Below are 26,304 nucleotides of genomic sequence, written 5' to 3'. Positions count from 1 at the left end.
AGCGGTCTGCCCACCTTCTTCCGCCGTCCGGCGCACGCCGCCGGCCCCGGGGCGCTCAGTGCGCGGCGGCGCGCCCGGCCAGTGCCGCCACGGTGGTGCGCAGGGCCGTACGGAACGGGACCCGCGGCAGCCAGCCGGTGGCCGCGTGGAAGGCGGAGATGTCCACCACGACGTCGCGGAAGTCGGTGACCGGCGCGTGCGCGGGCGGTGGAACGGAGACCACGGGGACGGGCGGTCTGCCGAGGTGTGCGGCGACCGTGTCGGCGATGGCGCGGAATGCCTCGCCCAGCGGCAGGCTCCGGCCCGTGCCCACCGCCCAGGTGCCACCGGCGAGTCGGTCCGCGTGACCCAGCGCGGCCGGCACGGCACGGGCCACGTCGTGCACGTAGACCAGGTCGCGGAGCACGGTCCCGTCGTGCCACATGGTGAGGGGCTCGCCGGCGAGCGCCCGCCGGATCATGGCGGCCACCACACCGCGGTCGTGGACGTCCGGGTGCGCGTCCCCGAACACGGTGGGCAGGTGCAGGGCGACACCGCGCACGGCGCCCGCCCGAGTGGCCTCGGCAAGCGCTTGCTCCGCCTGGCGTTTCTGCTGTTCGTAGACGTTGACCGGTCCCCCGGGCCCGGTGCCGTCCGAGGGCCGGACACCGGCCTGCGGGACCGCCCCCGCCTGCACCACCACGGGCGGGGCTCCCCCGCCCCGCCGCTCCCCCAGCACGCCGAGGAGGTCACGCATCACCCCCACGTTGACGCGGCGGCCCTCGGCGCTGTCGGCGGCCCGCCAGCCACCGCTGCCCAGCACGAGGTTGACGATCGAGGTCGCTCCGTCGACGGCCTCGGCGAGGTCCGCGCCCCGGGTCAGGTCGGCGGTCCGCACCTCGACCAGGTGGGCGTTGCGCCCGGGCAGCGGTGCGCGGCGCCGGGCCACCGCCCGGACCCGGGTTCCCCGGGCGGCGAGCGCGGCGGTGACCGCCGAGCCGATGAAGCCGGAGGCGCCGAGCACGGCGACCAGCGGTGTCTCGCCTGGTTGATGCCCGCTGCCGAGCGGGTTGTCGTCGGTCGGCTTGTTCGCCACAAGGGGCCTCCCTCGGCACGGTCTGCTGATTCCACCGGTGCGACACGTGCGCGCGTCTCGCCGGCGGGACGCGCGCACGCGTCCGGCCGGACGGGGCGGCGTACGGTCAGTCGCGGCCCGGTGCCGGGACGTCGTAGCTCGCCCGTTCGTTGAGCGCGGCCGGATCGAAGCCGGCCAGGCGCTTGTACCGCCGGGCGATCTCCTCCCGCTCCGCGCGCGGCAGCACGGTCTCCAGGTCGGTGAAGGGCCCCGGTGACCGTTCGTGGACGAGCTTCATGACCACCTCCGGTCCCTGGCGCCGGTTGGCCAGCTGAACCGCCGCGGTCGGCGGCCGGCGGGCTTCCTCGTACGCCCGCAGCGCCCGTTCGGGGTCGGGCTGCCGGGCCAGTTCCCAGGCGAGGACCCTGGCGTCGAGGACGGCCTGGGAGGCGCCGTTGGAGCCGATCGGGTACATCGGGTGCGCGGCGTCGCCGAGCAGCGTGACGCGGCCGTGGCTCCAGCGCGGCAGCGGGTCGCGGTCGACCATCGGGTACTCGTAGACCTCACCGGCGCCGCCGATGACCGCGGGGACGTCCAGCCAGTCGAACCGCCAGCCGGCGAAGTGCTCGCGCACCGCGCCCGGTTCGGCCCGGCCGCGCCAGTCGCCCCGGGCGGTGCGGACCTGGGGCAGGGGCCGCTCGGCGATCCAGTTGACCTGCACCCGGCCGTCGGCGCCGGGAGCGGAGATGGGGTAGGCGACGAACTTCTCGGTGCCGTCACCCGCCATGATCATCGAGCGGCCGGTGCGGAAGGGCTCGGCACGGGTCACCCCCCGCCAGAGCACCAGGCCGTTCCACCGCGGTCCCCCCTCCCGCGGACACAGCAGGCGGCGGACCGCCGAGTGGATGCCGTCCGCGCCGATCAGCACGTCGCAGCGGACGCGCTCGGCCCCGAACTCGGCGACCACGCCCCGCTCGTCCTGGGTGAAGCCGGTCAGCTCGGCGCCCGTGCGCACGGCGCCGGGACCGAGCCGTTCCCGTACGGCGTCCAGCAGCAGCATCTGGAGCCGGCCGCGGTGCACCGAGTACTGCGGCCAGCGGTATCCGGCCGCCCGGCCGCGCGGCTCGGACCAGATGAGCCGGCCGTGCCGGCTGTGATAGGCGAGTTCGGCGGTGGCGACGGAGATCTCCGCCAGCCGCTCGGCGAGGCCGAGTTCGGTCAGTTCCCGTACGGCGTGCGGCAGCAGGTTGATGCCGACGCCGAGCGGGCGGATCCGCGGCGCGGCCTCGGCGACCAGGACGTCGCGGCAACCGGCCGCGTGCAGGCTCAGTGCCGTGGCGAGACCTCCGATGCCGCCGCCCGCGACGACCACCCTCACGTCCCGCCCCCCGCCGTGAGCCGGTGCGCGGCCGTCATGCGCGGGCCCACGCTTCCTCGGCCACCGGGCTGCGGCCGCGCAGCGGCTCCCACCAGGCGCGGTGGTCGGCGTACCAGCGGATGGTCTCCGTGAGGCCGGTGCCGAAGTCGACCAGGGGGCTCCAGCCCAGCTCGGTGCGGATCTTGCCGGAGTCCAGCAGGTAACGCCGGTCGTGTCCGGGGCGGTCGGGGACAGTCATCTTGCGCTGCCGGGGCAGGCCGAGTTCCGCGAGGACCAGATCGGCCAGCTCGTCCACGCTCACCTCGACGCCCGTACCGACGTGGTACGTCTCGCCGACCCGGCCGTCCTTGAGCACGGCCTCGATGGCCCGGCAGTGGTCCAGGACATGAATCCATTCGCGGCGGTTGTCCTTGGAGGCGTAGACCGGTATTCGCTCCCCGTCCAGGGAGCGGGTGATGAACAGCGGGAGCACCTTCTCCGGGAACTGGTGCGAACCGTAGTTGTTGGCACAGTTGGTGATGGTGACCGGAAGTCCGAATGTCTCGTGCCAGGCCCGCACCGCGTGGTCGGCCGCGGCCTTGCTGGCGTTGTAGGGCGTGCGCGGCCGGTACGGGCTCTCCTCGGTGAAGGCCCGGTCGTCGTCGAGTGCCAGATCTCCGTAGACCTCACAGGTGGAGATGTGGTGGAAGCGGGTGACGCCCGCCCGGTGGCAGGAGTCGAGCAGGGCCTGGGTGCCCATGGTGTTGGTCCGGAAGAAGCGCCGGGGATCGAGGACGGCGAGGCTGTTGTGCGACTCGGCGGCGAAGTTCACCACGGTCTGGACACCGTGCTCGGCCAGCACCCGGTCGACCAGGGCGGAGTCGCCGATGTCGCCGTGCACGAAGGTCACCCGGTCGCGTACGTCGGCGAGATTCTCCTCGACTCCGGCATAGGTGAGCGCGTCCAGGGCCACCACGGAATCCCCGGGATAACTGCGGGCCCAGTGCCGGACGAAATGGGAACCAATGAAACCGGCAGCGCCGGTCACCAGAATTGAACTCATGCCGGGGGACGCTACTACCGCCCCGTCATCACATTCCAACGCTTGAAATGAAAGACGACTCACGATAACCATGGGCCGGCCGGAGAATACCGTTTCCGGTATTCCCGGCGGAGCGGCCGGGCCGGCTTCTTCCACGAGCCCGCCGGCCCGGCCGGCCCGACGTAAGTCGCTAGCGGACGATCGACTTTCGGCTACTGTCCGGGCCCGCACGGGACTCCGTAGCATCGGTGACTGTCGAAGCAACTCATGAGCCGGCTCAGGACCGAGAGGTCGTCGGCGGGGAACGGAGAGCTGCACAGCCATGACCAACGAGCAGCCCGGCAAGAGCAACGGGCACCCAGGCCAGACGACCGGCACGGCAACGGTGCTGGGCTACCCGCGCTCGGACATGACGGTGATCCTCGTCGGCATGCCCCTGCTCGGCATCGCTCTCGGCTTTCTGCTGCCGGTGCTGGCCCGCTGGGCGACCGACCTGCCCAAGCTGCCCCTGCGCATGGTGTTCGAGTTCCTGGCCTCGGCGGACGAGCCGTGGAAGGTGGCCGCGTTCATGGGCGGCGGCCTCGTGCTCGGCATCGTCTTCGCCTTCGTCGCGCTGTCCGAGTCGCTGAAGGTCACCGTCGCCGACACCCGGCTGGAGGTCGAGCGCGAGGACCACAAGGAGACCATCGACCGCGGTGACGTCGCGGCGGTCTTCATGGACGGCAAGTCCCTGGTCGTGCTGGACCACACGTCCCGTCAGCTGGTCCGGGGCACCCACCAGGCCCCCGCGGAGCGGCTCGCCGACGCGTTCCGGGCGCACGGTTACCCCTGGTCGGACAGCGACCCCTACGCCGACCTGTTCCTGGTCTGGGTGCCCGACTCGCACGAACTGCCCGCAGAGGTCAACGCGCTGCTCAAGGCCCGCCGCGAGGCGCTGCGCCGGAAGTCGGGCAGCGGTGTGCAGGAGCTGACGCGCAGCGTCGAGAACCTGGGCTACACCGTCCGGGACCAGGGAACCGAGCAGTTCTGGCGCCCCCTTGTCCGGTCCTAGCCGTACCCGGGCCCCCCGCGCCGCGGGCCACTTCGCAGCAGACCGCTCCACCGGGGACCGCCGGGCGCGCATGCGCCTGGCGGCCCCGCGGCGTCCGGGGCGGGCCAGGCTGTTGGACGTGCTGTGCGCCTCGGCCTCCGCGATGGCCGCCCTGGCCTGGACCGTGGCGGCCTACGAGAGCGGTGAGGTCACCGGCGACCTGCTGTTCTGGCTGATGTCGCTGGGCCTTGCGGGCAGCGGGCTGCTGTGGTGGCGCCGCACGCACCCGGTGCGGGTGGCGGTGATCCTGGCGTGCTGTTACGTGGTCACCGACTTCGTGTTCGTCGCGGTGCTCTTCGCCGTGGGCACCGTCGCCGCGTACCGCGCCCGCAAGGTGGCCGACGCGGTGGCGGTGGCCTGTGCGGCGGCGTACGTGCCGTTCTCGGTGTGGCACCTGCACGGGACGGCGTCCCTGCTGGCCGCCAACGTGTTCAACTGCGCGGCGCTGGCGCTGGCGGTCTGGCTCGGCCGGTTCCTGGGCGCCCGGCGCGACCTGGTCGTCTCGCTCCAGGCCCAGGCCCGGGCCGCCGAGGCGGCCGCGCGGGCGCGCACCGACCGGGTCCGCGCGATGGAGCGGGAACGCATCGCCAGGGAGATGCACGACGTGCTGGCCCACCGGATCTCGCTGGTCAGCCTGCACGCCGGGGTGTTGAAGATCCGCAAGGACCTGTCCCCGGAGGAGGTGGCGCGGGCCGCCGAGACCATCCACGACAGCGCCCACCAGGCGATGGAGGAACTCCGGGCGATCCTCGGCCTGTTGCGCTACGGCAGCGACGGCCAGGGGCTGCGGCCCCAGCCCGGCCTGACCGACCTGCCCCGGCTCGTCGCCGAGTGCCGCGAGGCCGGCATGGACGTCACGGTGGACGACCGGCTGCCGGACGCGGCGGCGCCGCCGAACGTGGGCCGTACCGTGTACCACGTCGTCCAGGAGGGCCTGACCAACTGCCGCAAGCACGCGCCCGGCGCGGCCGTGGACCTCCTGCTGGAGCGGACCGACGACGGTCTGCTCCACGTCCGGCTGCGCAATCCGCTGGCCCGCGGCTCGGGCGGGCCGCTGCTGCCGGGCTCCCAGTACGGCCTGGTCGCGCTGGGCGAGCGGCTGGATATCGTCGGCGGGTGGCTGGAACACGGCGTACGGCGGGACGGAGTTGGGAAAGTCGCGTTCCATCTGGAAGCGTGGGTGCCATGGCCGAGGTGATCCGCACTGTCGTCGTGGACGACGATCCTTTCGTCCGCATGGGGCTGACCATGGTCCTGGGCGCGGGCGACGGCATCGAGGTGGTCGGCGAGGCCGCCGACGGGGCCGAGGCGATCGAGCTGGCGCAGCGGCTGCGGCCGGACGTCGTGCTCATGGACATCCGCATGAACGGCATGGACGGCCTGACGGCGACGGCCGAGCTGCGGTCCCGGGCGGACGGCCCGGCCGTCATCGTGCTGACCGCGTTCGACACCGACCGGCATCTGCTCCGGGCGCTGCGGGCCGGCGCCAACGGCTTCCTGCTCAAGGACACCCCGCCCGACGACATCCTGACCTCGGTACGGCGTGCGGCCGCCGGGGAGTCGATTCTCGCCCCCGCCGCCCTCACCCGGCTGATCGACCACGTGGTCCGGCTGGAGGACCAGGACCTGGTCGAGAACCGGGCCGTGCAGGCGCGTGCGGCGCTGGACCGGCTCACCGAGCGCGAGCGGGAGGTGGCGGTCGCCATCAGCGAGGGGCGGTCGAACATGGACATCGCCGCGTCGCTCTACATGAGCGTCGCCACGGTGAAGGCCAACGTGACGCGGATCCTCGCCAAGCTGGAGTGCGCGAACCGCACCCAGGTCGCCATCCTCGTCCACGAGGCCCGCGACGTACCGGGCCGGGGCTTCACCGAACGACGGTGACAGGGCGTCACGGCCGCGGCCGTCCGGTGCGCCGGGCGCTCCGGACGGCCTGGTGTGGTCAGCGGTCCGTCAGTGCCCACTCCAGCACCGCCATCGCGCTGTACAGCTTGAAGCGGGCCTGTTCGAAGGCGATGCTCGCCGGTCCGTCCAGCACCTCGGCGGTGACCTCCTCGCCCCGGTGGGCCGGCAGGTCGTGCAGGAAGAAGGCGTCCGGGTAGCGTCGCATCAGCGCGCCGTCGACGCGGAACGGCTCGAAGTCCCGCCGCCAGCCGGGGTCGGGCTTGCTGGTTCCGGTGGTCTGCCAGCGCGTGGTGTAGACGGCGTCGACGTGCGCGGGCAGGTCGGCCATGTCGTGCCGCTCGGTGATCCGGCTGCCGTGCTCCCCGGCCAGGCGGACCGCCTCGGCGTACGTCCCGGCGGGCAGCCCGTACCCCGCCGGGGTGCGGAACTCGACCCGGGTGCCGGGGAAGCGGGACAGTCCGAGGGCGAGTGCGGTGGCGGTGTTGTTGCCCTCCCCCACGTACAGCACCCGCAGGTTGTCGGGCGCGCCGAACCGGGCCGTGAGCGTGGACAGGTCGGCCAGCGCCTGGGTGGGGTGCTCGTCGCGGGACATGGCGTTCACCACGGGCAGTCCCGCGTCGGCGTACAGCCGCATCTCCGCCGGATCGCCGGCGGTCCTGATCACCAGCCCGTCCAGCATGCCGCCCAGGACGCGCGCCGTGTCCGCGGGCGTCTCACCGGTGTTGAGCTGGAGGTCTTCGGGGCCGAACGCGATGACCTGGGCGCCGAGCCGCAGCGCCCCGGTGGTGAACGCCGTGCGGGTGCGGGTCGAGGTCTTGCTGAAGTACACGCCCACGACCCGGCCCTTCAGCGGGTGCGTGTGCGCGGTGAGGTCGGCCGCGAACTCCGTGCCGCGCCGCACGAGCCGGGCGAGGTCGTCGTCGGTGAGGTCGCTCAGCGAGATCACCCGTCGTGTGTCCACACCACTGGTGACAGCCATGTCAGTTCCTTTCGCCGCGGGCGGTGGGGGCGGCGGCACCGGGGTCCGGGTCCGCGCCGTTCGGATCGAGGAGGCGGTTCAGCTCGTCGGCGAGCACCCGGACGTGCGGGGCGCGCAGACAGCTCTCGTGGCCGCCGGGCACGCGCCGCACGCTCAGGCCGCCCGCGGCCAGCTCCCGCCAGCGCTCGGTGAAGGGGTCGGTGCCCTGGCCGGCCGGCGGGCGCCCGGCGGCGAGGTCGTCGGAGAGCAGCACGTCCAGGCGGCCCGGCCAGGCGGGGAAGACGTAGTCCAGCTGCATCTCCAGCAGGACGCGCCAGGACGTCAGCCGCGGCAGCCATGCCTCGCCGATGCCGCCCTCGGTGTCCTGCTCGCCGAAGGCCCCGTCCGCGCCGACGAGGCCGCGGACGAGGTCCACCAGCTCGGCCCGCCGCCGGCCGGCCTCCGGTGCGTCCGGCCGCTCCCGCAGGTCCCGCAGGAGGTCCTCGGCTCGGCGCAGGCGGGCCACCGTGGCGCGCAGCTCCCCGGGGTCCGCGCCCCGCGCGTCACAGACCGGGTCCAGGAGCAGCAGGCGTACGTCCTCTCCCGCGCGGGTGAGCATGCGGGCCAGCTCCCAGGCGATACCGCTGGATCCGGAGTAGCCCAGCAGGTGGTACGGGCCGCTCGGGCGGGCCTCGCGCAGCTGTGCGAGGTAGGCCGCGGCCACGGACGGCACGGTCGGCTCGGGTACCGGGCCGCCGTGCAGGCCGGGCCACTCCAGCGCGGCCAGCGGCCGGTGGCCGGCGAACCGGTCGGCCAGTTCGCGGAACCAGTGGGCGCTGCCGCCGCTGGGGTGCACGCAGAACAGCGGCGGCAGTGAGCCGGCGCGGCCGAACCACTGGAGGGTCCGGTGCCGGGGCGCCGGCCGGCCCGCGGCCACGGCGGCGGCGAGGGCGCGTACGGTGCGGTGCCGCTGGAAGTCGCGGAACGTCAGGTCGATGCCGTGCCGCTGCCGCAGGCGCACGATGATGCGCACGGTGAGCAGCGAGTGGCCGCCGAGCGTGAAGAAGTCGTCGTCGGGGGCGACCCGGTCCGCCCCGAGCTCCTCGGCCCAGACCTCGGCGATGGCCCGTTCGACCGTGCCGGCCGCCGCGCCGGCCGGTGCCGGGGCCACCGCCGCCGGGCCGGCGGGGTGCGGCGGCCGTGCGCCGGCCCGCGGGTGCGGGGCGGGCCGGCCGCCGGGCAGCAGCTCGGCCAGTGCGGGCTCCGGCAGCAGCGGCGCCTGTGCGTCGCCGTCGGCGTCGGCGGCCATCCGCTCCAGCGCCGTGCGGTACATCCGGGCCAGGAGTTCGGTGTACCGGCGGCCGATCCGCCGGGACTGCCCGGCCAGCAGCAGCCCGTCGCTGCGCGTGGCGACTTCCAGCGGGAACTCGTTGGGGCTGATGTCTGTACTGCCGTCGGTGTCCACCCGGGTGCGGTCCAGGACGTGGAAGTCGAGGTAGTTGAAGTCGACCTCCAGCAGCCGGCGGCCGTCGCCGAACTCGCGCTGGAGCTCGGGCAGCGGATAGCGGCGGTGCGGCCACAGCGCCAGCTCCTCCGCGAACACCCCGCGGACCAGCTCCCGCCAGGTGGCGGCCCCGGCCGGGGCGACGAAGGGCACGGGGTTGAGGAACATGCCCGCGACCCGGTCGCCGCCCGCCACCTCGGTACGGCCGTTGCACACCAGCCCCATGTAGTACGGCTCCCGGCCCGCGACCGTACGCCAGACCGCCAGGTGTGCGGCCAGCAGCACGCTCTTGAGCGAGGCACCGGCCCGGTCCGCCAGTTCCCGCAAGCCCGGTTCCAGGTCCCGGAAGGGCACCACGACGTGGTAGGTGGGCGGGCCGTCGGGATCGGCCCAGGACTCGGGCAGGGCCACCCGGTGCGCCCCGGCCAGCCGGTCCGCCCAGAAGGCACGGTCGGTGCCCTCCGCCAGGGACCGAAGCTCCTGGGCGACGAAGTCGGCGTACCGCACCTCGCCGGGCCCGCGGGGCGCGGTCGGGGCGCCGGCGCGGTGGGCGCGGTAGCGGTCGAGCAGTTCCGTCACGAGCGAGTTGTGGCTCCAGCCGTCCAGGATGGTGTGGCACTCGGTGAGCGTCAGGTACCACTCGTCGTCGGTGCGCCGGTGCGCGTGGAAGCGGATGCGCGGCGTGGTCCCGAGGTCGAACAGCCGCTCCCGTTCGCGCGCCCGGAAGCGGGCGAGCCGTTCCTGGCGCCGTTCCTCGGGCAGCTCCCGCAGGTCGTGGCAGCCGATCTCCGGTTCGGCCGCGGCGTGCACCAGCTGGAGGGGTTCGCGGTAACCGGCCGGGTCGAAGGACGTCCGCAACACCTCGTGGGCGGCGATCAGTTCGCGGATCGCGGTGGTCAGCGCCGCGGTGTCGAGCGGTCCGTCGTCGCGGATGAGGTAGCTGGTGACGTTGTGGTAGGGCCGGTGTTCGGGGTCCGCGAACATCTCGTGCAGCATGCCGCTCTGCACCCGGGCCATCGGGTAGGCGTCCACCAGCCCGTCCGGCAGCTTCGCCCGGTCCTCGGCGGTGATCAGTTCGAAGGGCCGGGTGCCGGCCCGCTCGACGGCCGTGGAGCCGCCCGCGCCGCCGGCCACCAGCTCGGCGACGGTCTGGTGGCGGAAGACGTCCTGGACCGAGTAGTCGAAGCCCTGGGCGCGCAGCATGCCCACCAGCCGTACGGCCCGGATGGAGTCGCCGCCGAGGGAGAAGAAGCCGTCGTGCACCCCGATGTGATCGAGGCCCAGGACGCGCTGCCAGACGCGGGCGACGGCCCGCTCGGCCGGGGTGCGCGGCGCGACGGGTCCGGACCGGTCCGCCGCCCGCACCTGCCGGCCCCGCTCGGGGGCGGGCAGGGCGCGGCGGTCCACCTTGCCGTTCGGGGTGAGCGGCAGCCGGGGCAGGATCATCACCAGCGAGGGCACCATGTAGCCGGGCAGCGCGCCGGCCGCGTAGGCGCGGACGTCCGCCGGGCCGACCTCGGTGTCCTCCTTGGGGACGGCGTAGCAGACGAGTTCCCGTTCGCCGCCGTCCGGTCCGAGGGCGACGACGACGGCCGAGTCCAGCAGCGGATGGGCGGCCAGGCAGGCCTCGACCTCGCCGAGTTCGATACGGAAGCCGCGGATCTTGACCTGGTCGTCCCGGCGTCCGACGAAGCCCAGTTCCCCGTCGGGCAGGCGGCGGGCGAGATCGCCCGAGCGGTACAGCCGCGCCCCGGGCGCGCCGAACGGGTCGGGCACGAAGCGGTCGGCGGTCAGCCGCGGCCGGCCGAGATAGCCACGGGCGACGCCGGGGCCGCCCACGTGGATCTCGCCGACGACGCCGACGGGCACGGGCTGCATCCGGTCGTCCAGCACGTACAGCCGCAGATCGCACAGCGGGTGGCCGACGGGGCTGCGGTGGCCGCCGAGATCAGCCCGGGACAGCGCCCGGAAGCTGGCGTGGACGGTGGTCTCCGTGATGCCGTACATGTTGACGACGCACGGCTCGCGGTCGCCGAACCGGTCCCACCAGGGCCGTAGCATCTCGATGTCGAGCGCCTCGCCGGCCAGCACGACCCAGCGCAGGGTGAGCCGGTCCAGCGGTCCCTCGCCTCGCTCGGCCAGCTCCACCAGGGAGCGGAACGCCGACGGGGTCTGGTTGAGCACGGTGACGCGCTCGGCGGCGAGCAGGTCCATCAGGTCCCACGGGGAGCGGGTGACGTCGTACGGGACCACCACCAGGCGGCCGCCGTGGCAGAAGGCGCCCCACATCTCCCAGACGGAGACGTCGAAGCCGTACGAGTGGAACAGCGGCCACACGTCGTCGGGGCCGAACCGGTAGTGCTCCTGCGCCGAGTTGAGCAGCCGCACCACATGGGCGTGGTGGATCTGGACGCCCTTCGGGCGCCCGGTGGATCCGGAGGTGTAGATGACGTAGGCCAGGTCGTCCGGGTCGGCCGCCACGGCCGGCGCGTGCGCGGGCAGCGCGGCGAGGCGGGCAGCCTCCCGCGGGTCGTCGAGCAGCACCGTCGCCTCGACGGGTCCGCCTCGGGGAACCGTCCCGTCGGCGGCCAGATCGGCGCGGGTGAGCAGGATCCCGGCGCCCGCGTCCTGGAGGATGTAGGCGATGCGCTCGGCGGGCTGGTCGGGGTCGAGCGGCAGGTAGGCCGCGCCGGCCTTGAGGACGCCGAGCACCGCGACGATCATCTCGATCCCGCGGGGCAGCCGGATCGCGACCAGCCGGTCCCGCCCGGCGCCGAGCCCGCGCAGCCGGTGCGCCAGCCGGTTGGCCCGGGCGTCGAGTTCGGCGTACGACAGGTGCTGGTCGCCGAAGGTCAGCGCCGGGGCCTGGGGGCGCCGGGCGGCCTGCTCGGCGAAGCGCTCGTGCAGGCAGGGGCCGTGGGCCACGGCCCGGGCCGGGGCGTCGGTCAGCCGGGTCCGCTCGGCGTCCGCGAGCAGCGGCAGCCGGCTGACCCGGGTCGCGGGGTCGGCGGCCACCGCCTCCAGCAGCCGGACGTAGTGGCGGGCCATCCGCTCGGCCGTCGCGGGGTCGAACAGCGCGGTGGCGACGGTCGCCTCCCCGCCGATCGAGCCGTCCGGGCGTTCCTCCAGCGTCCACGAGAGGTCGAACTTGGCGCGGTCCGACAGCACCGGCACCGGCTCCCCGGTGACGTCGCCGGCCCGGAAGACGGCCGGATCGTTGTTCTGGAGAACGAAGTTGACGTTGACGAGTGGATGGACGGACGTGTCCCGGCCCGGGGCGAGCGCGTCCACGACGGCGTCGAAGGGCACGTCCTGGTGGTCGAAGGCGTCCAGCGCCGTGGCCCGGACCCGGGCGAGCAGCTCCGTGAAGGACGGGTCGCCGCCCAGATCGACGCGGAGCGCCAGCAGGTTGATGAGGGCGCCGAGCAGGGTGTGGGTCTGCGGGTGGGTGCGCCCGGCGATGGGGGTGCCGACGGCGAAGTCGTCCTGCCCGGTGTAGCGGCCGAGCAGGGCCGAGAACCCGGCGAGCAGCACCATGAACGGCGTGGCCCGGTGCTCCCGCGCGAGCGCGCCGAGCCGGGCGGCGGTGGCCGCGGGGATGTCGAAGGGCACCGTCCGCGCCTCGGCCGCCCACACGGCGGGCCGGGGCCGGTCCAGGGGCAGCTTGAGGGCGGGCAGCTCGCGCAGCCGCTCCCGCCAGTGGGAGAGGCCGCGTTCGAGGCGCTCCCCGGTGAGGTGGGCGCGCTGCCAGGCGGCGAAGTCGGCGTACTGGAGGGAGGGCGGCGGCAGGGTCCGCCCGGCGCAGAGCGCGGCCAGTTCCTCCACGAGCAGGGCGCACGACCAGCCGTCCACGGCGATGTGGTGCATGACCAGCACCAGCAGGTGTTCGGCGGCGCCGAGCCGGACCAGGCGGGCGCGCAGCACGGGACCTGTGGCGAGGTCGAAGGGCCGGGTGGTCTCCGCCGCCAGCAGCGCGTCCACCGCGCCCTGGTCCGCGCCGGTCAGGTCGTCGTACGGCAGCGGCACCTCGCCGGGCGGGTCGAGGAGCTGCACGGGTGTGCCGTCCTCGTCCGTGCCGTACCGCGTGCGCAGGATCTCGTGGCGGCGCACCAGGGCGGTCAGGCCCGCCTGGACGTCGGCCGCGGACAGCTCGCCGCGCAGCCGCAGCACCACCGGCACCAGGTAGTCCGTGCCGCCCGGACGCAGCCGGTCCATCAGCCACAGCCGCCGCTGGGTGAAGGAGAGCGGCAGCGCCGTGTCGCGCGGCACGGCGGGGATCACGGACCGGTCAGCGGCAGCGCGGGAGCCTCGCCCGCGCAGCCGGTCCCGCAACAGGCCGGCACCCGGCGTGCGTTCCGGGCTCGCGCCCGCGATACGCGTCGGAGTCGTCTCACTCATCGAATCCCCCGTCGGTCAGGTGGTCTCCGGTGGCCGTGGCGCCCTCGGCGAGGTGCGCGGCGCACTCCTCCAGCGCCGCGGCCTGGGCGGCGACCGTGGTGGCGTCGAACAGCACCCGGAGCGGAATCGTCATGTCGAACAGGTCCTCGAGGCGGGTCAGGAGCCGGGTGAGCGCGAGCGAGTGGCCGCCCAGTTCGAAGAACCCGGTCTCCCTGGAGGGCGGGGCGACCCCCAGCACCTCGGTCCACGCCTCGGCGATGGCCTCCTCCACCTCACCGTCGAAGCCGGCGCGGGTGGATTCGGCTGCGGCCTCGGCGGTGGCCGCGAGGACCGCCTCGGCCGTGGGGGCGGGCAGGCGCTGCCGGTCCACCTTCTTGTTGCTGTTGAGCGGCAGCGCGTCGAGGGTCAGAAACAGGGCCGGAACCATGTAGTCGGGCACCCGGTCCCGCAGGTGCGCCCGCAGCTCCGCCGGCCGCGGAGCGTCCCCGGCGCCCGGCACCACGTAGCAGACCAGCTGCTTCTCGCCCCGCTCGGAGGTGTGCGCGACGACCGCCGCGGCCCGCACCCGCGGGTGGGTGGCGAGGGCCGCCTCGATCTCGCCGAGTTCGATGCGGAAGCCGCGCAGCTTGACCTGGGTGTCGATGCGGCCGACGAACTCGATGACGCCGTCGGCCCGGTACCGGGCGTAGTCCCCGGTGCGGTACATGCGCGACCCGGGCGGCCCGTACGGGTCGGGCACGAAACGGTCGGCGGTCAGCCCGGGCCGGCCCAGATAGCCCCGGCTCAGCCGGGGGCCGGCCACGCACAGCTCGCCCGTTGTCCCGACCGGGGCGAGGTCACCGCTCTCGTCCAGCACATAGGTCCGGGTGCCGGGCACCGGCCGGCCGATCGGCACGGGCCGGTCCGGGGCTGCCGCGCGCAGCTCCGCCCGGGAGACGGGGTGCGTCATGCAGACGATCGTGGTCTCGGTCGGCCCGTAGGCACACACGAACCGCCCCGGCAGCCCGGCCTCGTACCACCGCGCCGCGTCCCGGTAGGTGACGGTCTCTCCGCCCACGAAGACCGCGCCCAGGGAGTCCAGGCGGCGATCGCCGGGAGCGATCCGGTCCATCACCTCGCGGTAGTAGGCGGGGGTGAACAGGACCTGGCGCACCCGGGCCGCGGCGAAGCGGTCGGGCACCTCGGCCGGGGTCCAGAACCGTACGTCGCTGATCACCACCGTGCCGCCGGTGATCAGCGGCAGACCCAGCTGCTCCATGGCGAGGTCGAAGGTCGGCGCGGACAGCAGCACGCCGCGGTCGCCCGCCCCGAGGCCGTTCACGCCGGTGGCGACCCGGCAGTGGTGGAGGTAGGCACCGTGCGGGACCATGACGGCCTTCGGCCGGCCGGTGGAGCCCGAGGTGTAGATCATGTAGGCGAGCCGGTCGGGGTCGCTCGGCGGCAGCAGGCGACGCGCCTGCGGGCCCGGGTCCCTTGTGTCGTCGTCGGTGACGGTGAGGACCGCCGCCGGGCCGGCGTCCAGCCCGGCCAGCAGCCGCGGTTCGCTGACGACGGCCTTCGGGCGCAGGTCGGCGAGCATGGCCGCGCGGCGGACGGCGGGCTGCTCGGCTCCCAGCGGCACGTAGACGCCGCCGGAGCGCAGCACGGCGAGCATGGCGACCACGGTGTCCGCGGAGCGGTCGAGGCAGACCGCGACCGGGTCCTCCGGCCGTACCCCGGCATGGACCAGACGCACGGCCAGCGCGGCCGAGCGCCGCTCCACCTCGGCGTAGTCGAGTGTCGTGCCGTCGGCGGCCAGCACCGCGGGCGCGCCGGGCGTACGGGCCGCCTGGGCGGCGAACGCCTCGGGAAGCCCTGCGGTGACGGCGGGGGCAGGGCTGCCCGTGCTCCACTTCAGCAGTTGCTGCCGCTGCCCGGACTCCAGCAGGCCGAGCCTGCCGATCCGGTGGTCCGGCCGCCGGGCGGCCGCGCGGGCCAGGGTGACGAAGTGCTCGGCGAGCTGCTGGGCGCGGTCGGCGGAGAACAGGGCGGTGGCGTACTCGAGTTCCAGGTCGTAGCCGCCGTCGGGGCGGGCGGTGAGGAAGGCCGTCAGGCCGAACTTGGCCCGGGTCGGGGCGAGTCGGATCCGCTCGGTCCGCAGGCCGGGCAGCGCCGGCACCGCCGGGGGTGTCCCGGTGACGTCCAGCATCACGTCGACCAGCGGGGCGCGGCCGGCGTCCCGGTGCGGGGCGAGTTCCTCCACCACGCGGTCGAAGGGCACCTCTGCGTGGTCGAAGGCGTCGAGGACGTCGCTGCGGACCCGTTCCAGCAGGGCCGTCCACCGCGGGTCGCCGGAGAGGTCGACCCGGGCCACCACGGTGTTGACGAAGAAGCCGACCATGTCCTCCAGTTCGGGCCGGGTGCGCCCGCTGACCGGGATGCCGACGGCGATGTCGGTGCCCGCGCCGAACCGGCTCAGCAGGGCGGCGAGAAGCCCGAGGAAGGTGACGTACGGGGTGGCACCGTGTGCGCGGCCGTGCGCGAGGAGCGGCTCGACGAGGTCGGCGGGCAGTGTCGCCGCGACCCGGGCGCCGGCGCCGTCGCGTGCCGTGCCGTGCGGCCGGTCGGCGGGCAGCTCCGGCGGCCGCAGCCCGGCCAGCCGCTCCCGCCAGTGGGTGAGGCCGCGTTCGGCCTCGGCGCCGGCGAGCCGGGATCGCTGCCAGACGGCGTAGTCGCGGTACTGGAGGCGCGGGGACTCCAGCACGGCGGTGCGGCCGGCGACCCGGGCGGCGTACAGCTCGGCCAGCTCACGCCCGATGATCTCCTCGGACACGCCGTCCGAGACGATGTGGTGCAGGGCCAGGACGAAGACGTGCTCGTCCGGTCCGAGGCGCAGCAGCCGGGGTGCGACCGGCGCCGTCTGCGTCAGGTCGAAGGGGCGCACCGCGTGCCGGCGCACCGCCTCCCGCAGCCACGCGGCCCGCTCCGGGTCGCGGGCGTCCGGGGCGCCGGTCACCTCGGTGACGGGCAGGACGACCGGCCCCGGGGCTGCGGTCACCTGCTGCGGCACGCCGTCGGGACCGACCGGGTAGCGGGTGCGCAGGAGCGCGTGCCGGGCGAGGAGTTCGGTCAGCGCGCCCTCCAGGGCGGCCCGGTCGAGCCGGCCTGTCAGCCGCAGTGCCCAGGTGACGAGGTAGGCGTCCGGGTCGACGCGGTTGAGCAGCCAGAGCCGCCACTGGCCGGGGGACAGCGGTTGCGGCCGGTCCCGTTCGGCCGGGCCGAGCGCGGGTACGGCCGTGTCGTCCGCGGCGTCCGGGCCGGTCAGCTGCCGGGCCAGGGCGGCCGGGGTGCGGTGCTCGAAGACGGTGCGCACCGGTACGTCGCCGCCGAACAGGGAGCGCAGCCGGCCGGCGAGCCGCATGGCCAGCAGCGAGTGGCCGCCCAGCCGGAAGAAGTCCTCGTCCCGGCCCACGGTGTCCCGGCCGACGACCTCGGCCATGGCTTCGGCGACCAGCCGCTCGGCGCGGGTGCGCGGTGCGGCGGCGACGCCCGAGCCGGGCGGCGGCCCGGCCGGAGTGTCCGGCAGCGCGCCGCGGTCGACCTTGCCGCTGGCGGTCAGGGGCAGCGCGTCGAGGCGGACGAAGAGCGAGGGCACGTGCGTCTCGGGCAGCCGGGCGAGCAGGAAGTCGCGCAGCTCCGCGCCGTCCTCGCTGCCGGCCGCCGGCGGCCGGTACTGCACGAAGGCGACCAGCCACGGCCGGCCGTCGGGCCCGGGCCGCGCGACCACGGCCGCCGCGGCGACGGCCGGGTGCCGGGCCAGGGCGGTCTCGACCTCGCCGGGTTCGATCCGCACCCCGCGGATCTTCAGCTGGTGGTCGACACGGCCGAGGAACTCCAGCACCCCGTCCGCCCGGCGCCGTACCAGGTCGCCCGTGCGGTAGGCGCGGGAGCCGGGCGGGCCGTACGGGTCGGGCAGGAAGCTCGCCGCCGTCAGCGCGGGCCGTCCCACATAGCCGCGGGCCAGCCCCTCCCCGGCAAGGTACAGCTCCCCGGGCACGCCGATCGGTGCCGGCGCGCCGTCCGGGGTGCGGACCAGGGCCCGGCAGTTGTCCAGCGGCAGCCCGATCGGGACGGTGCCCTCCGCGCGCCGGCCGTCCGTCGCCGGTGGCACGGTCCACGAGGTGGCGTCGATGGAACTCTCCGTCGGGCCATAGGTGTTGACCAGCGTGGCGGTGGGCACGCGGGCCTGGAGCCCGGCGGCCAGCGCCTCGGGCAGCGCCTCGCCGGCGGAGAACAGCAGCCGGAGCGTGCGGCAGCGGTCCAGGCCCGGCTCGTCCACCAGGAGCCGGTAGAACGAAGGCACCCCCTGGAGCACGGTGACGTCGTGCCGGACCAGTGTGCGCACCAGCTCGGCGGGATCGCGTTCGGCGCCGTCGGGAGCGAGGACGACGGTGCCGCCCGAGACCAGCGGGGCGAGGAACTCCCACACCGAGGCGTCGAAGGTCGGCGTGGTCTTCTGGAGGAAGCGGTCGCGCGGGCCGAGCCCGAACCGCTCCACCGCCCACAGGACCCGGTTGCGGATGCCGCGGTGCGGGACGCCGACGCCCTTGGGGCGCCCGGTGGACCCGGAGGTGTGGATGACGTACGCCAGCGCGTCCGGGTCGGTGGCCAGCGGGGCCCGGTCGCCGGGCTGTGCGTCGGTCGCGGCCCGGTCCGCCGCGAGGTCCAGGACCCGGCGGCCGCCGTCGGCCAGGGCCGCGTCCCGGGCGCCGTCGGCGTCGGTGAGGACCAGGACGGCACCGGCGTCCGTGAGCATCGCCCGGGTCCGTTCCGCGGCCCGGCCCGCCGGGTCGAGCGGCAGGTAGACGGCTCCGGCGCGCAGCACGCCGAGGAGCGCGACGACCAGATCGGAACGGCGGGGCAGCCGGACGCCGACCGGGTCTCCCGGGCGCACGCCGAGGGCGCGCAGCCGGTGGGCGAGCCGGTTGGCCCGCTGGTCCAGCTCCCGGTAGCCGAGCACCTCGTCGCCCGCCACCACGGCGGGTGCGGACGGGGTGCGGGCGGCCTGCCGCGCGACCAGTTCCGGCAGCCCCTCGGCCGGGCGCTCGGCCAAGGGTCCGCGGCCGTCCCGCAGTGCCGCGGCGTGCTCGGCCGCGGTCAGCGTCTCCAGGCGGCCGATCCGGCCGTGCGGTGCCGCGCCGGCCTGGTCGAGGATCCGCCGGTAGTGCCGGGCGAACTGCCGCACGGTGGCGGCGTCGAACAGCCCGCGCGCGTACTCGATCACGCCGTCCAGGGCACCGTCCGGGCGCCGGCTCAGCTCCAGGGTGAGGTCGAACTTGGCGGTGCGCACGGGCACCGGCTCCCGGGCCGTCTCGATCCCGGGCAGTTCCTGACCGCCCGCGCTCGGCTCGCGGAACGCGAACAGCAGCTGGAACAGCGGATGGCGGGACGGGTCGCGCGGGGGCGCGAGTTCCCGCACCACCTCCTCGAAGGGCAGTTCCGCGTGGGCGAGAGCGTCCTGGGTCGCCTCCCGGACCGTGCGCAGGAGAGCGGCGAAGGAGGGGTCGCCGGCCGCGTCGACGCGCAGCACCACGGTGTTCACGAAGCAGCCGACGGCATCGTCCAGCGCGCTGTGTTCGCGGCCCGCGACCGGTACGCCCACCGCGAGGTCGGTGCGCCGGGTGTAGCGGGCCAGCAGGGCGTAGTAGCCGGCCAGGGAGGCCATGAAGAGGGTGGCCCCCTCCTGGCGCGCCAGCTCCTCCAGCCGTACGGCCGTGGCGGCCGGCACCGTGAAGCGGTGGACCGCGCCGCGCGCATCGCGCTGTGCCGGGCGGGCCCGGTCGGTGGGCAGTTCGGTGGGCTGGAGTCCGGCCAGCCGTGCCCGCCAGTAGGCCAGCTGGGCGTCGCGCAGCGGTCCGTCAAGCCGGCCGCGCTGCCAGGCGGCGAAGTCCGCGTACTGCACGCGCGGCGGCGGGAGCGTCTCGCCTCGGTAGGCGGCCGCGAGGTCGGCGAGGAGTACGTCGTTGGACCAGGCGTCGACGGCGATGTGATGGGCGACCAGCACCAGGACGTGCTCGGCGGGCCCGTCCGGCCGATCCGGCCCATCCGGCTCGTCCGGGGTGATCCGCAGCAGCCGGGCCCGCAGGGCGGGGGCGGCGTCCAGCCGCAGGGGCTCGCCGAGTTCGTGGTCCAGCGCCTTCTCCACGTCCGAGTCGCTGACGTCGGCGACGGGCAGCGGGACCGGTGACGGCTCGTCGATCACCTGGACCGGGTCGCCCGCGGCATCGGTCGTGTAGTGCGTGCGCAGCACCTCGTGACGGGCCACCGTCGCGGACAGCGCGCGGGCGAGCCGCTCGTGGTCCAGCGGACCGCGCAGCCGGAGCGCGGTCAGCACGAGATAGTCGACGCCGCCCGGGTTCAGCTGCTCGTGGAACCACAGCCGTTGCTGCGCGAAGGAGAGCCGCAGCGCCCCGTCCCGGGGTACGGGTACGAGCGCCGCCGGCCCGGCGGGGGCCGTGACCTCGGGAGCGGGCGCGGTCGCCGTACCGCCGGGGCTCGTCGCCGTACCGGCGGGATCCGTCGCCGGGCCCGCGGTCACCACCCCGGCCGGCTCCGTCGCCGTACCCGTGTCCGTGCCGAACACCGCACTGAACCGCTCCATCGTGCGAGCGGCGAGCAGGCGGGCGAGTGCCGCCACGGTCTGTGCCGTGAAGACGTCGCGTACGGAGACCGGGACGGCGAAGCGTTCGCCGAGGCGGGTGGCGACCCGGGTGGCGTCCAGGGAGCGGCCGCCGAGTTCGAAGAACGGGTCGTGGCGGCCGATCCGCTCGACGCCGAGCACCTCGGTCCACACCTCGGCGATGGCCTGCTCGGCGGGGGTGCCCGGTGCGGCGTACTCCCGGCCGGTGGTGCGCAGCGGCCGGGGCCGGGGCAGCGACCGCCGGTCCAGTTTGCCGTTGGCCAGCAGCGGCAGCGCGTCCAGCACGCTCCACAGCGTCGGCACGAACTGCCGGGGCAGCCGGGCCGCGAGGTGGGCGCGCAGCTCGGCCAGCCCGGCCTCGCCCAGCTGCCCGGCCCGCGGTACGACATGCGCCGCCAGCCGGGGTCCGGCCGGGTCGGAGAGGTCGGCGACCACCGCGGCCGCGCGGACGGCGGGATGCGCGGCGAGGACGCTCTCGGCCTCGCCGGGCTCCACCCGGAATCCGTCGATCTTGAGCTGCTGGTCGCGCCGGCCGAGGAAGACGAGGGTTCCGTCGGGCTGCCGGCGGGCCAGGTCCCCGGTCCGGTACAGCCGGGCCCCGGGGTCCGCCGCGTACGGGTCGGGCACGAAGCGGTCCGCCGTCGGCCTGGGGTCCCCGGCGTAGCCGCGGGCGACACCGGGACCGCCCACATGGATCTCGCCGGGCGCCCCGACGGGCACCGGCCGCAGCCGGTCGTCCAGCAGCAGGACGGTCACCCCGGGCAGCGGGCGGCCGATGGGGACCGGACCGGGTGCGAGCCGGCCGGCCGGGACCGTGTGGGTGCAGCAGGCCACGGTGACCTCGCTCGGGCCGTAACTGTTGACGACCAGGGTGTCCGGCGCCTCCCGGGTCCAGGCGGCCAGCTGCTCGCCGCGCAGCTCCTCACCGCCGATGACGAGGCAGTCGGCGGTCTTCGCCGGCGCGACCGGGTCCTGCGCCCGGGTGAGCAGCCCGAGGTGGGTCGGGGTCAGTTTGAGGACGCCGTACGGCCCTTCGGCGAGGGCGTCGGCGAGGTGCTGGACGCCGGCGGACTCCTCCGGTGTCAGGCGCAGCGGGGCTCCGGCGGCCAGCGTCGGGTAGAACGCGGTCAGGGCCAGGTCGTGGGCGAGGGAGGTGTGCAGCACCGAGCCCGCCGTCGCCCGCTCGGCGCGATAGGGCAGGGTGTCGCGGGCCCAGCGGGTGTAGTGGAGCAGGCCGCCGTGGGTCACCTCGACGCCCTTGGGGCGTCCGGTCGAGCCGGAGGTGTAGACGACGTAGGCCAGGTCGTCGCCGGTGAGCGGGACATCGGGCGCGGTCGCCGGGCAGGCGCCGGTCAGCGCCGTCTCGGCGGGATCGTCCAGGTCGAGCCGGCGGACCCCGGCCGGTGCCGTTGCGGACCGGGTGGTGATCAGCAGTACGGCACCGGAGTCGGCCACCGCCCCCGCGGCCCGCCGCACGGGATGGGCCGGGTCGAGGGGGACGTAGGCGGCGCCCGCCTTCAGGACGGCGAGCAGGGTGATCACCAGGTCGGCGCCGCGGGGCAGCCGGACCGCGACCCGGTCGCCCCTGCGGATACCGAGGGCGCGCAGCCGCTGCGCCAACTGGTTGGCGGCCCGGTCGAGTTCGGGGTAGGTGAGCGTCCGGGTGCCGTCCATGACGGCCACACCCGTCGCGTGCGCCGCGATCAGTTCGGGCACGGTGTGCGCGCCGTCCGTGGCGAGAGGTGCCGGCCGCCCGCGGGCCGCGGACAGTTCCCGCGCGTCGGGCAGCGGCAGCCGGGCCACGGGGGTGTCCGGCGCGGCGACGGCCGCGCGCAGCAGCCGCACGTACTGGTCGGCGAACCCGGAGACGGTCGCCGGGTCGAACAGGGCGGTCGCGTAGGTGACCGAACCGTCCAGCGCACCGTCCGCCCTGCGGGTCAGGTGCCAGGACAGATCGGCCTTGGCCCCGGCGGCCCGGGGCAGCTGCCCGAGGCCGGGCGGGGGCGTGTCGTGAAAGGTGAACAGCACGCCGGCGAGGGGGGTGCGGGACGGGTCGCGGCGCTCCGCCAGCTCCGCCACCAGCAGGTCGAAGGGCAGCTCGGCGTGGCGGCGGGCGGCGACGGCCCGGTCCCTCGTGCGCAGCAGCAGGTCGCGGAAGCCGGCCGTGGGAGCGGCCGTGACACGCAGCAGCACCGTGTTGACGAAGAGCCCGACCAGCCGCTCGGTCTCGGGGTGCTCCCGCCCGGAGACGGGGACGCCGACGGCCAGGTCGTCGCGGCCGGTGCAGCGGCCGAGCCAGGCGAAGAACCCGGCGAGCAGGGTCATGAACGGGGTGGCGCCGTGCTGCTCGCCCAGGTCCCGCAGCCCGGCCGCCAGATCCTCGGGGATGTGGAAGTGGACGGTGGCCCCGTGGGTGTCCCGCACGGCGGGGCGGGGCCGGTCGGTCAGCGGCTCGGTGCGCTCCAGCCCGGCCAGCTCCGCGCGCCAGAACCGCAGGGCGCTCTCCCGTCCGGCGCCCTCCATGCGGTCGCGCTGCCACTGGGCGTAGTCCGCGTACCGCAGCGGCGGCGGGGGCGGTTCGTCTCCGGCGTACAGGCCCGTCAGCTCGGTCGCGAGGATGTCGTTCGCCCGGTCGTCGGTGGCGATGTGGTGCAGGACGAGGACGACCGTGTGCGTGCCGTCGTCGTCGCGCACCAGCCGGACCCGGACCGGCGGGGCCGCGGACAGGTCGAAGGGACGCGCCAGTTCGGCGGCGAGGACCGCGCGCGGATCACCGTGTTCCGGTGCGGGGCGTACCGGTCGGGGCTCCTCGACGACCTGGAGCGGTGGGCCGTCGTCGGCGGCCGCGTACCGGGTGCGCAGCACGTCGTGCCGCTCGAAGAGCAGGCCGAGGGCCGCGTACAGGCGTTCCAGGTCGAACGGCTCCGGCACCGGGATCACGAGGGATTCCAGGTAGGAGACGTCGTCCGGGTCGAGTTGCTGGAGGAACCACAGCCGCTGCTGGGCGAAGGACACCGGAACGGGTCCGGTGCGCTCGCCGGCGGCGGGCGGCGGCGCGGTGTCGCCGGGCAGGGCGAGCCGCCGGGCGAGTTCGGCGACGGTACGCGCCTCGAACAGGGTCGCCAGGGGCAGGGCGCGGCCGGTCCGGGCGCGCAGCCGGCCGACGGCCCGGACGGCGAGCACGGAGTCGCCGCCCCGGCGGAAGAAGTCGTCGTCCGCGCCGAGCCCGTCGCACTCCAGCACCTCGGCGAACGCCTCGGCGACCAGGCGTTCCTCCGCGGTGGCCGGGGCCCGGCCGCCCGGCTCGTCCGCCGCCGCGGCGGCGGGCGCGGGCAGTGCCGCGACGTCGAGCTTGCCGTTGGGCGTGACCGGGAACGCGTCCAGTACGACGAACCGGGCGGGCACCATGACGTCCGGGAGCAGCCGGGCACAGCGCGCCCGCAGCACCGGCGCCGCCGGCGGGTCGTCCGGGTCCGCCGGGGTCACGTATCCCACCAGCCTCGGGTCGCCGCCGGCGTCCGGGAGGGCGCGCACCACGGCGGCCCGCACGCCCGGGTGGGCGGCGAGCACGGCCTCGGTCTCCCCCGGCTCGACCCGTACTCCGCGGATCTTGACCTGGTGATCGGCCCGGCCGAGGATCTCGATCCGGCCGTCGGCGCGTCGGCGGGCGAGGTCACCGGTGCGGTACAGCCGGGAGCCGGGCGTACCGGCGTACGGGTCGGGCAGGAAGCGGTCGGCGGTGAGCGAGGCGCGGCCCAGGTAGCCGACGGCGACACCCGCACCGCCGATGTACAGCTCCCCCACACTGTCCAGCGGCATGGGTTCGAGCCGGTCGTCGAGGACGTACAGGGTGGTGCCGGCCACCGCCCGGAAGTCGCGCACCTCCCCGCCGTCCAGCCGGGCGGCCGAGGACCAGACGGTCGTCTCGGTGGGGCCGTACAGGTCCCACACCTCGGCTCCGGTCGCGCACAGTCTGCGGGCGAGTACGGCGGGCAGCCGCTCGCCGCCGCTGAGCGCGACGAAGCCGTGGGGCGGGGTCCAGCCCGAGTCGAGCAGCAGCCGCCAGGTCGTCGGGGTCGCCTGGAGCACCCGGGCGGACACCCGGGCGAGCAGAGCGGCCAGCCGCTCGGGGTCCTGTGTCTCGGCGCGTTCCCCGACCACGATCCGGCAGCCGGTCAGCAGCGGCAGGAAGAGTTCCAGCGCGGCGATGTCGAACGCCACCGTCGTGACGGCGGGGACGACGCTGCCGGGCCGCAGGCCGGGGCGCTCACGCATCGACCACAGGAAGGTGAGCAGAGAGCGGTGGGTGACCATGACGCCCTTGGGGCGCCCCGTGGAGCCGGAGGTGTAGATGACGTACGCGGGATCGTCCAGGCGGACCGGCGCGGTGTCCGGCACCGGGTCGGGGAGGGTCGCGGGGGCGGCGGCGACGTCCACGATCCGCAGGCCGGGGCCGCCGAGCCCCGCCGGGTGGGTGGCACCGTCGGTGACGAGGATCCGTACGCCCGCGTCGGCCAGCACCTGGGCCAGCCGTTCGCGGGGATGCCCGGGGTCGAGCGGCAGATAGGCGGCTCCGGCGCGGTGCACGCCGAGGAGGCAGGCCGGCAGATCCGTGCCGCGGGGCAGCAGTACGCCGACGAGATCGCCACGGCGTACGCCCGCCGCGCGCAGCTGTCCGGCGAACGCCGCGCTGCGGTCCGCCAGTTCGCGGTACGTCAGCCGGTGCGGGCCGCACTCCACCGCCACGGCGTCCGGTGTGGCCCGGGCCTGCTCCAGGACCAGGTCGGCCACCGGCCGCTGCGGCACCGGTTCGGCGGGGCCGACGGGCGGCGGGAGCACCGTGCGGCGTTCCGCGGCGGGCAGCATGTCCAGCCGGCCGAGGGGACGTTCGGGGGCGGCTGCGCACAGCGTGGTCAACCGCTCGGCGAGCCGGGCCGCGGACTCGGCCGTGAACAGCGCGGTGGCGTACACCAGTTCGCCGTGCAGTGTTCCGTCCCGGTCGCGCAGCAGGCGTACGACGAGGTCGTGCCGGGTGGCCCGGGGCGGTACGGGGAGCCATTCGGCGGTCAGGGTGCCGAAGCGGGGGCGGTGCCGGTCGACGACGTCGACGAGCACCGGGCAGAGGGGGTCACGGGAGGTGTCGGCGGACGGACCCGGTCGCCGCGTCCGTCCGGCCGCGTCGACACCGGCCGCCCCCGCCGTGACGGCTGCCGCGCGCTCCACGGCCGCGGGTCCGGCCGCATCGACACCGACCCTCCCCGCCATCGCGGCTGCCGCGCGCTCCACGGCCGTGGCGAAGCTCAGTGCCGGGGTGAGCGCGAGCGACAGCGGGCGGACGGCTCCTCCGCTGCGGTATCCGAGTGCCCCGTGCCACCGGCCGCTGTGCCGGGCCAGCAGCGTGTGGACGATCACCGCGAGCGCGGCCCCGGGGCGCCCGCCCCCGAAACCGGCGGGCGGCGCGAACGGAACGGCCGCGGCGGCCGGCTGCCAGACGGCGGGCCGGGCCCGGTCGGCGGGGGCTTCGAGCGGGACGCCGTCCAGGGGAGCGGCAGGCGGCCGGGCGCCGGGTTCCCCGGCCGACGACTGGGCACCGGACTCCCCGGCCGGCGCCATGGTGCCGTAGGCACCGGACGGCGAGGGGTCGACTGCCAAGGCGTGCTGCCGCCTGCCCGTGCCGTCGTCCGTGAACCGGCCGTACAACTCGCCGAGTTCACACGTCAGCTCGGACAGCGTGGCCAGGTCCCCCGCCGCCTGGTGCACCGTCAGCAGCAGGATGTGGTCGTCGGGGGCGAGGGAGGTCAGGGCCGCCGCGAAGGAGTGCCGGGCCGTGGGGCCGGCGAGGACGTCGAGCAGGTGGGCGCAGACCTGGCCGGGCGTGGCGCCGGGCGCCGCCTCCTCCCGGTGGAGAGGTACGGCGGGTTCGGCCGCGACCAGCTCGGGGCGGCCGTCCCGGTCGAGGCAGCGCACGCGCAACTCCGGGTGCCGCACGAGGAGTTCCGCCGCGGCGGCGGCCAGCGCCCGCACGTCGGCGGCACCGCGCAGCCGGACCGCCTGCGCGGTGAAGTAACCCTGCTCCGGAGCCAGTTGCTCCAGATCCCACAGGTGCTGCCGGAGCAGACCCGGCACCGCGGCGGCCGGGCCGGCGGAGACCGGGCCGGCAGCGACCGGGCCGGCAGCCGCGGGTCCGGTGGACACCGGTCCGGTGGGGCCGGACATCGCGTCGGAGACCGCATCGGACACCACGCCGTACACCGCGTCGGACGCCACGCTCGTCGGATGGGGGCGGTTCATCGTCACCTCGGCTGCGCTCCGGTTGG

9 protein-coding genes are annotated in these 26,304 nt (G+C 75.5%); 3 read left to right on the top strand and 6 right to left on the bottom strand.

Features of this window, described 5'->3' with window-relative positions; genetic code table 11:
• Positions 1–55 precede the first annotated feature (55 nt).
• The 3 genes from ACZ7DL_RS07285 to rfbB form a co-directional block, all read right to left on the bottom strand.
• Positions 56–1,075 (bottom strand): NAD-dependent epimerase/dehydratase family protein, encoded by a 1,020-nt coding sequence (locus ACZ7DL_RS07285; RefSeq protein WP_470772124.1) that lies wholly within the window; start codon positions 1,073–1,075, stop codon positions 56–58.
• A 106-nt stretch (positions 1,076–1,181) separates the two neighbouring features.
• Positions 1,182–2,432 (bottom strand): flavin-dependent oxidoreductase, encoded by a 1,251-nt coding sequence (locus ACZ7DL_RS07280; protein ID WP_470772122.1) that lies wholly within the window; start codon positions 2,430–2,432, stop codon positions 1,182–1,184.
• A gap of 34 nt (positions 2,433–2,466) precedes the next feature.
• A complete protein-coding gene (gene rfbB / locus ACZ7DL_RS07275) occupies positions 2,467–3,474 on the bottom strand; it encodes a dTDP-glucose 4,6-dehydratase (RefSeq protein WP_470772120.1) in 1,008 nt (335 codons plus the stop codon).
• A gap of 301 nt (positions 3,475–3,775) precedes the next feature.
• Between rfbB and ACZ7DL_RS07270 the strand changes: the two genes are divergently transcribed.
• The 3 genes from ACZ7DL_RS07270 to ACZ7DL_RS07260 all read left to right on the top strand — a co-directional run bounded on the left by ACZ7DL_RS07270 (position 3,776) and on the right by ACZ7DL_RS07260 (position 6,427).
• Positions 3,776–4,504, top strand: coding sequence for a YqeB family protein (locus ACZ7DL_RS07270; RefSeq protein ID WP_470772118.1), 729 nt, complete (start codon positions 3,776–3,778; stop codon positions 4,502–4,504).
• A gap of 118 nt (positions 4,505–4,622) precedes the next feature.
• Positions 4,623–5,741, top strand: a complete 1,119-nt coding sequence (locus tag ACZ7DL_RS07265; protein ID WP_470772117.1) for a sensor histidine kinase — start codon at positions 4,623–4,625, stop codon at positions 5,739–5,741.
• The gene (locus ACZ7DL_RS07260; protein WP_470772116.1) at positions 5,729–6,427 is read left to right on the top strand and encodes a response regulator; all 699 of its coding nucleotides are present in this window, start codon (positions 5,729–5,731) and stop codon (positions 6,425–6,427) included. Before ACZ7DL_RS07265 ends, ACZ7DL_RS07260 begins: the two co-directional genes overlap by 13 nt.
• Before the next feature lie 58 nt (positions 6,428–6,485).
• On the opposite strand, the gene ACZ7DL_RS07255 is transcribed toward ACZ7DL_RS07260, so the two are convergent.
• Genes ACZ7DL_RS07255 through ACZ7DL_RS07245 form a run of 3 tightly spaced genes read right to left on the bottom strand, consistent with a single transcriptional unit; the run spans position 6,486 to position 26,278 of the window.
• Entirely contained in the window at positions 6,486–7,427 is a 942-nt protein-coding gene (locus ACZ7DL_RS07255) for an ornithine carbamoyltransferase (protein ID WP_470772114.1), read from the bottom strand.
• 1 nt (position 7,428) lies between these two features.
• The gene (locus ACZ7DL_RS07250; protein WP_470772112.1) at positions 7,429–13,308 is read right to left on the bottom strand and encodes a thioesterase domain-containing protein; all 5,880 of its coding nucleotides are present in this window, start codon (positions 13,306–13,308) and stop codon (positions 7,429–7,431) included.
• Positions 13,301–26,278: a non-ribosomal peptide synthetase gene (locus ACZ7DL_RS07245; protein WP_470772110.1), complete on the bottom strand. Its 12,978-nt coding sequence runs from the start codon at positions 26,276–26,278 to the stop codon at positions 13,301–13,303. Before ACZ7DL_RS07245 ends, ACZ7DL_RS07250 begins: the two co-directional genes overlap by 8 nt.
• Between the last annotated feature and the right edge of the window lie 26 nt (positions 26,279–26,304).

This window comes from Streptomyces sp. NPDC036984 (assembly GCF_055607665.1).
This window is presented reverse-complemented; position numbering and strand designations above follow the sequence as displayed.

What these genes read in the sequence shown, in the direction of transcription:
- rfbB (WP_470772120.1), bottom strand. Translation starts at nt 3,474, where the DNA reads ATGAGTTCAATTCTGGTGACCGGCGCTGCCGGTTTCATTGGTTCCCAT.
- ACZ7DL_RS07270 (WP_470772118.1), top strand. Translation starts at nt 3,776, where the DNA reads ATGACCAACGAGCAGCCCGGCAAGAGCAACGGGCACCCAGGCCAGACG.
- ACZ7DL_RS07260 (WP_470772116.1), top strand. Translation starts at nt 5,729, where the DNA reads ATGGCCGAGGTGATCCGCACTGTCGTCGTGGACGACGATCCTTTCGTC.
- ACZ7DL_RS07255 (WP_470772114.1), bottom strand. Translation starts at nt 7,427, where the DNA reads ATGGCTGTCACCAGTGGTGTGGACACACGACGGGTGATCTCGCTGAGC.
- ACZ7DL_RS07250 (WP_470772112.1), bottom strand. Translation starts at nt 13,308, where the DNA reads ATGAGTGAGACGACTCCGACGCGTATCGCGGGCGCGAGCCCGGAACGC.
- ACZ7DL_RS07245 (WP_470772110.1), bottom strand. Translation starts at nt 26,278, where the DNA reads ATGAACCGCCCCCATCCGACGAGCGTGGCGTCCGACGCGGTGTACGGC.